The sequence below is a fragment of the Zongyangia sp. genome, assembly GCF_965361945.1.
In genome coordinates this window covers 1-6,975 of record NZ_CBDTOK010000160.1, presented here as the reverse complement: position 1 = coordinate 6,975, position 6,975 = coordinate 1, and the positions used below count along the sequence as shown (strand labels likewise).

At 46.0% G+C, this 6,975-nt stretch carries 6 protein-coding genes; all 6 read right to left on the bottom strand.

Annotated features, from left to right (window positions below):
• The coding region (locus ACZ25G_RS09980) for a pyridoxal phosphate-dependent aminotransferase (protein ID WP_463682352.1) at positions 1 to 747 on the bottom strand (747 nt) is incomplete at its 3' end.
• A 26-nt stretch (positions 748 to 773) separates the two neighbouring features.
• Positions 774 to 2,057 carry a histidinol dehydrogenase gene (gene hisD / locus ACZ25G_RS09975; RefSeq protein ID WP_463682351.1) on the bottom strand — a complete coding sequence of 428 codons (1,284 nt, stop codon included), beginning with the start codon at positions 2,055 to 2,057 and terminating at the stop codon, positions 774 to 776.
• Positions 2,054 to 2,692: an ATP phosphoribosyltransferase gene (gene hisG / locus ACZ25G_RS09970; protein ID WP_191481505.1), complete on the bottom strand. Its 639-nt coding sequence runs from the start codon at positions 2,690 to 2,692 to the stop codon at positions 2,054 to 2,056. The genes hisD and hisG overlap by 4 nt, the downstream gene beginning before the upstream one ends.
• On the bottom strand, positions 2,689 to 3,900 hold the full coding sequence (hisZ, locus tag ACZ25G_RS09965; RefSeq protein WP_463682350.1) for an ATP phosphoribosyltransferase regulatory subunit: 1,212 nt from the start codon (positions 3,898 to 3,900) through the stop codon (positions 2,689 to 2,691). Before hisZ ends, hisG begins: the two co-directional genes overlap by 4 nt.
• Positions 3,901 to 4,116: 216 nt before the next feature.
• The gene (locus ACZ25G_RS09960) at positions 4,117 to 5,448 is read right to left on the bottom strand and encodes a 2-hydroxyglutaryl-CoA dehydratase (protein WP_463682349.1); all 1,332 of its coding nucleotides are present in this window, start codon (positions 5,446 to 5,448) and stop codon (positions 4,117 to 4,119) included.
• On the bottom strand, positions 5,441 to 6,975 hold a 1,535-nt coding region (locus ACZ25G_RS09955), incomplete at its 5' end, for an acyl-CoA dehydratase activase-related protein (RefSeq protein WP_463682348.1). The genes ACZ25G_RS09960 and ACZ25G_RS09955, both read right to left, overlap by 8 nt.

Genomic DNA, 6,975 nt, shown 5'->3' with positions numbered 1-6,975 from the left:
TTCCTGGGAAATAGTATTGACATTATAGGGAGATTTCACAGCCCGGAGCGCTCTTGTAATGGTGGGGTTGGCCACAGCAAATCCCAGACGCAGAGCGGCCATTCCCACAGCCTTAGAACAGGTGCGCAGGACAATCACATTGTCATACTGGTGGGCTTCCTGTAAAATGGATTGATTCCAAAAGTCCATATAGGCTTCATCCACCACTACCAGTGCATCAACCGAAGTAATAAGGCGGCGTACCTGTTCTCTGTTAAGGCCCAAAGACGTTGGATTACATGGGTTAGAAAAGATCACCATCTTTGCTTTCTCTTCCCGGATTCGTGCAATGGCCTTATCCACATCGATGGCAAGACTTTTTTCCTTAGAGACATCAATATTTTTCGCCTCATAAATGCTTGCATAAAACCGATACATTGAAAAGTCCGGCGCAAAGGTCACAACGGTATCTCCCTTTTCCAAAAAGGATGAGGTAATGACACCGATGAGCTCATCTGAACCATTTCCTGCCGTCACATAAGCAGGATCAATCCCATAAAAGCTGGCAAAGCTTTCATTGAGACGTCTAGCATATGGATCGGGATAGCGATTAAACTGTACCTGAGAGAGACTTTCTTTAAAAGCTGCCAGAATTTCTTCATCTACCTGAAAAAAGCTTTCATTGGCATCCAGCCGGATTTCGAAATTGCCACTAATTGGGTCATAGGGAACCAAATCCCGCAGCTTTTCATTCAGTGAATAAGACATGATGATTCACCTTTCCGCAATTTTACTTAGAAACGCACCTTAATGGAATTAGCATGAGCCGTCAGCCCTTCTCGATTTGCAATGCGCATAATATCATCCTTAGCCCTGCACAGCTCAGCTTCTGTATAATAAATATAACTTGACTTTTTAATAAAGCTATCCACAGAAAGCGGAGAGAAGAACCGAGCAGTTCCACTGGTGGGCAGAACATGGTTGGGGCCTGCAAAGTAATCTCCCAAAGGCTCTGGAGAATAATTGCCTAAGAATACAGAACCTGCGTTGTCTAGCCGGCCTAAATATTCCAAAGGATTTGCCATCATTACTTCCAGATGTTCTGGTGCAATCTCATTGGCGTATTCCACCATTTGATCGTTATCCTTGCAGATGATAATAGCTCCAAAATCCTGCAAAGATTGAGCAATAATCTCTTTTCTAGAGAGAGATTCCGACTGGCTCTTCACTTCCTCTACCACTTTCTGTGCTAGTCTCTCGCTGGTGGTCAGCAATATGGCGGAGGCCAATACATCATGCTCGGCCTGGCTCATCAAATCCGCCGCCACAAAAGGCGCTGGCGCATTTTCATCCGCCATAATCAGAATTTCACTGGGACCCGCTACCATGTCGATGTCCACAGTTCCATAGAGAAGCCGTTTGGCTGTGGCTACATAAATATTCCCAGGACCCACAATCTTATCCACACGTGGAATGCTCTCAGTGCCATAGGCCAAAGCTGCCACAGCCTGTGCTCCGCCCGCCAGGAATACCCTGTCAACACCAGCAATAGCCGCCGCCACTAAAATGTCTGGATTGGCGCCACCGGTTTTCAGCGGCGGAGTTATCATCACAATTTCCTTGACCCCTGCCACTTTGGCGGGAATAGCATTCATCAAAACCGATGAGGGATAAGCCGCTGTCCCCCCAGGCACATAGAGGCCCACCCGGTGCAGGCCACGAATCCTTTGGCCTAAAATCACACCGTTTGCCTTTGCATCGATAAAGCTTTGGTGTTTTTGCCGTCTGTGAAAGTCTTCTATATTCTCTTTTGCACGCTGAAGTGAAGCAACAAATTCTGGATCCGCTTCATCCAACGCCCGCTGCATATCCGCTTTGGAAATTTCAAACTGTTCTGGGCACTTGCCATCAAATTTTAGGGTGTATTCCCGAACCGCCTCATCACCCTTGGCCCTGACTGCATCAATAATCTCAGTCACTGCCACGGTTACCTTCCGATCCACCTCTTCGCTGCGGTTTTTCAGTTGGGAGAGTAATGCCCTATCCTGGACTCCATCCGCTTTCACTACCTGGATCATTTTTTCTCCTCCTTCACTTTGGCAATTTTTTCTAAAAGGCCCTCAATTTCCTGTTTGCGTAACTTAAGGCTCGCAATATTCACAATCACACGGGCCGAAATATCACAGATAAACTCGCTCACTTCCAGACCGTTTTCCTTGAGGGTTGTTCCAGTTTCTACAATATCCACAATGCCATCTGCCAATCCCAGCAGCGGCGCCAATTCAACCGATCCCTCGATTTTCACTACATCTACATCCATGCTCTTCCCTTCAAAGTAGCTCCGCGCCACCTTGGGATATTTGGTTGCAATGCATTTGGTATTGTATCCTGCGTAAAAATCAGAGCCTTTCTGAGTGGCCAAAGCAAATTTACATTTGCCGAAACCGAGATCCATCATTTCATAGAAAGATGTACCGTTTTCCATGATGGTATCCTTTCCTACTACTCCCATATCGCAGACGCCATGCTCCACATAGGTGATGACATCAGCTGCTTTCGCCAGCACAACTTCGATATTTTCTCCCGGAATCTCCAGGATTAGCCGCCGGCCTTTTTCTTTTAGATTGGTACAATCAAAACCAATTTTCTCAAAGAGGGCTACCGTATCCTTTTCTAACCTGCCCTTTGTCAGCGCTATCCGCATGGGTTTCATGCTTTCTCCCCTCCAATATCCACAATGGTAATATCCTCACCCACGATATAAAGCTTACCAATTCCTTTTTTTCTGGCATAATCTTTTGTCTCTTCTTCCGTATCAAAGACAGAAAGCTCACACTGTCCGAGTTCGGGTATCAATTGTTTTACATACTCAATTGCTTTGGTCTCATAGCCATCCCGGCCAAAAACAATGGCCTTAGATTGGGTTGGACGGATAAAGTCATGATTTTTTAGCAAAAATTTTACCGCTAAATTGATGTCAATGCCAAAACCGGTAGCCGCCAAATCCGCTCCAAAATCGCGCAAAAGATTGTCATAGCGCCCGCCGGAAACAAGGGGTTCTCCAATGCCTTCCAGATATCCCCGGAAGATTACGCCGGTATAATAATTTCCTTGGTTCACAAGGCCTAGGTCGATAATGACTTTATCCTTGAGCCCAAGCCTGCCTAAGCTTTCATAGACACTGCGAAGATAGTCGAGTATATCAGAAAAGTCTTCCGTTACACTGAGCTCCTTTGCCTGCGCAAAAACTTCTTCGCCGCCAAACAAAGACGGCAATTTTTTTAGGGCCTGGGCGGCTGGATTCCCTTCGAATTTGTCCAATAGAGCATTAAGTGCACCATAATTTTTTGCTTCTATATATCTTCTGATCTCCTCTTTGGTGTAATCATCAGCTTCCAACTGCTTTACCAGTCCCTGGAACAATCCGATGTGGCCCAATTCAATGCGGAAAGCATCCGGATTAATCCTCCTCAAACATTCTCCCGACAAAGCGATCACTTCCAGATCGGAACGGGAGGTGTTGGCGCCGATAAGCTCCACGCCCATCTGAAAAATTTCATCGCTTCGCCCGCTGTGGCTGGGAGTCACCCGGTGAACCTTTCCATTATAATAAAATCGCAGTGGGAAGGTCTGATTTTTCATACGGGTAGCAGTCAGTCGCGCAATAGGCGTCGTCATATCCGGCCGAAGAACAATGATTCTCCCCTTATTGTCGATAAGTTTATACATGGATTCTTGAGGGAAATAGGTGGAATTGGCTGAAAATACATCAAAAAACTCAATAGACGGAGTCATTACCTCGCCGTAGCCACGGCTTTTAAATTCCTCCGCCAGCTGTGCAGTCACCCAGCGGATGGTCTGACATTCCTCAAACAACAGATCTCTGGTGCCCTCTGGCGTAATTTTATCATATATTTTCATTGGGAGGCTGCATCCTTTCCTCTATACTTTAGTATGATAGCATAATAACACAATAAAATCATTTGGTCAATCTTTTTACTTCAAAAAGTCAATATGCAAAATACAAATTTCTAAACAAAATGGCCACTAATTTATATATTTTATCACAGGAAAGCTATGATGACAATTGACAATCATAAGATAAAAAGCGCACCGTGAAGCGGTGCGCTTTTTATCTTATAGCTGAGCAAATACTGCTTCTTTTTGATCCACATTTTCCTCTACAGACATTGTTTTATCAGCCGCTTCAGCGGCCTCCTGCTGCATCTTTGCATTAGCTAGCATCAGTTTGATTCTGTTTTCCTGGTTAATACGGCTGGCACCAGGATCGTAATCCACAGCCACAATATTCGCCTCTGGATGATGCTCTTTAATTACCCGCATCATTCCCTTGCCTACAATGTGGTTGGGCAGGCAACCAAAAGGCTGGGTACAAACAATATTGTTAACCCCCTGCTCAATAAGCTCCAGCATCTCCGCGGTGAGAAGCCAGCCTTCTCCCATCTTGACTCCGCGGCTGATATAACCTTGCACCAATTCCTTGGTATGATCAAAAGAACCAGCAGGCCGGAATTTTCCGTGTTCACGGATAACAGCAATCATGTCCTTCTGCTTTTTCACCATATAACGATAGGCCACCCGGCAGAACAAACTCGCAATAGCCCCCGTTCCATAAAGCTTATGGTCTGTAATAGAATTGTAAATACAATAATTGAGAAAATCCAGCAGGCCGGGCACAACAACCTCACACCCTTCTGTGAGAAGAAATTCCTCTAGGTTGTTGTTGCCGAGGGGAGAAAATTTAACATAAATTTCTCCTACCACCCCTACCTTGATTTTATCTTCCTCCCGCAAAAGCAGTTCTCCAAAGTCGTGGACAATCTGACGATAAAACTCTTTGACCTGACGATAGCTCGCTTTTTGACGGAGGGACACAGATAGGCGCTTGGTCCAGGCCTCTACCAATGCATCGGTGGAACCTTCAACCACTTCATAGGGTCTGCATTGGTTGGATAGAAGCATAAGAAAGTCTCCCAAGAGGACGGCATAGACAAGCCGGAGCAGCATGGGTGGAGTCAGCTTAAAGCCGGGATTTTTCTCCATGCCAGCAAAGTTAAGAGAAATGACCGGAACATGGTCATAGCCACTTTTCTTCAAAGCCTTGCGCAACAAATGGATATAGTTGGAGGCCCGGCATCCACCGCCTGTTTGGGTAATCATAAGCGCGATCTTATCTGGATCATATTTTCCGCTTTCCAGGGCATCGATCATCTGGCCGATAACCAGGAGGGCCGGATAACAGGTATCATTGTGGACATTTTTAAGCCCACATTCTACTACATTGCGTCCAGAGGTACTGAGCACCTCGATCTTATATCCGTATTCCCTGAAGATTTGGGCAATCATGTTGAAGTGAATGGGCAACATATTCGGCACCAGGATGGTATGGGTCTTTTTCATTTCCTCAGTAAAGATGACCCGTTCCGTATCCTGCTGTTTCTTACTCATTTTCCATTCTGCTCCTTTCGTCCATGGCCTCCAGCAAACTGCGGATGCGGATTTTCACCGCGCCAAGGTTATTGATTTCATCGATTTTCAGCTGTGTATACATTTTTCCGCCTGATTCAAGAATCGCACGGACTTCATCGGTGGTAATCGCATCAATACCACATCCAAAGCTCACCAGTTGAATCAGTTCCATATCTTTCTGGGTGGTAACATATTTCGCACTATTGTAAAGCCTCGCATGATAGGTCCACTGGTTGAGAACATGGACCTTTTGCGGCTCCACCAAATGGGCAACCGCATCTTCGCTGACCACCACAATGCCAAAGGAACTGATCAGACGGTCAATACCGTGGTTGATCTCTGGATCAATATGGTAAGGGCGCCCTGCCAATACAATCGTCTTGAGGTGATGATCTTTTGCGTATTGCAAAGCCTTCTTTCCTTGCGCCCGCACATCCTCCTGCCATTTGGCATAAGCTTTGTAGGCCAACCCCGATGCCCGACGAATCTCCCCGTAAGGAATCACACAAATTTCCTTATTGATAAACTTGTGAATGGAACGGTTAAAATAGGTACGATTATGAAGCCCCAGATACGGGAACAAGAACTTGATATGGTGAAGCTTTTCCATGTTGCCATAAAGCAACTCAGGATAATAGGCAACCACAGGGCAGTTAAAATGATTATCCGACGTTTTTTCATCAAAATTGTAGCTCATGCAGGGATAGAAAATCATATCCACCCCTTTGGAAATAAGGTTTTCCATATGCCCATGCATCAGCTTTGCGGGATAACAGGCTGTATCAGAGGGGATGGAATACTGTCCCGACAGATACAATTGCCGAGAGGAGATATCCGACAGTACCACCTCAAACCCCAACTCCGTAAAGAAAGTAAACCAGAACGGGATGTTCTCAATCATGTTGAGCCCTAGGGGAAGACCGATTTTCCCTCTGGTCCCCTTGGGCGACTGAAGGGCTTTTATTCGCTCAAGCTTATATTCAAACAGGTTAGGCAGCTTTTGAGCCGCCTTTTGGCCCAACGGCCTTTCACAGCGGTTACCAGAAATAAAGCGGCGGCCGCCACTAAAGGTATTAATGGTCAAATTGCATTTGTTAGTACATCCCTGACAGATCGTCCCTCGCGCAGTATGTTCAAAATGGCGAAGATCCCCAGGTTTGAGCATAGAGGACACATCTTTATGCAGACTCTTTGCAAAAAGGGCCGCTCCAAAGGCGCCCATGAGCCCTGCAATCTCAGGGCGGATGACATTGTGCCCCAGCTCCTTTTCAAAGCTGCGCAAAACACCGTCATTTAAGAAGGTACCACCCTGTACCACTAGTTCTTTGCCCAATTCATCGGCACTACGGGCACGGATTACCTTATAAATGGCGTTTTTCACCACGCTCATAGAGAGTCCTGCGGAAATATCCTCTACCGTCGCCCCATCCTTTTGGGCCTGTTTGACCGATGAATTCATAAACACAGTGCATCGAGAGCCTAAATCCACAGGATATTGTGAAAACA

Excerpts from the sequence above, each read along its gene's own strand:
- hisD (WP_463682351.1), bottom strand. The coding sequence starts at position 2,057 with ATGATCCAGGTAGTGAAAGCGGATGGAGTCCAGGATAGGGCATTACTC.
- hisG (WP_191481505.1), bottom strand. The coding sequence starts at position 2,692 with ATGAAACCCATGCGGATAGCGCTGACAAAGGGCAGGTTAGAAAAGGAT.
- hisZ (WP_463682350.1), bottom strand. The coding sequence starts at position 3,900 with ATGAAAATATATGATAAAATTACGCCAGAGGGCACCAGAGATCTGTTG.
- ACZ25G_RS09960 (WP_463682349.1), bottom strand. The coding sequence starts at position 5,448 with ATGAGTAAGAAACAGCAGGATACGGAACGGGTCATCTTTACTGAGGAA.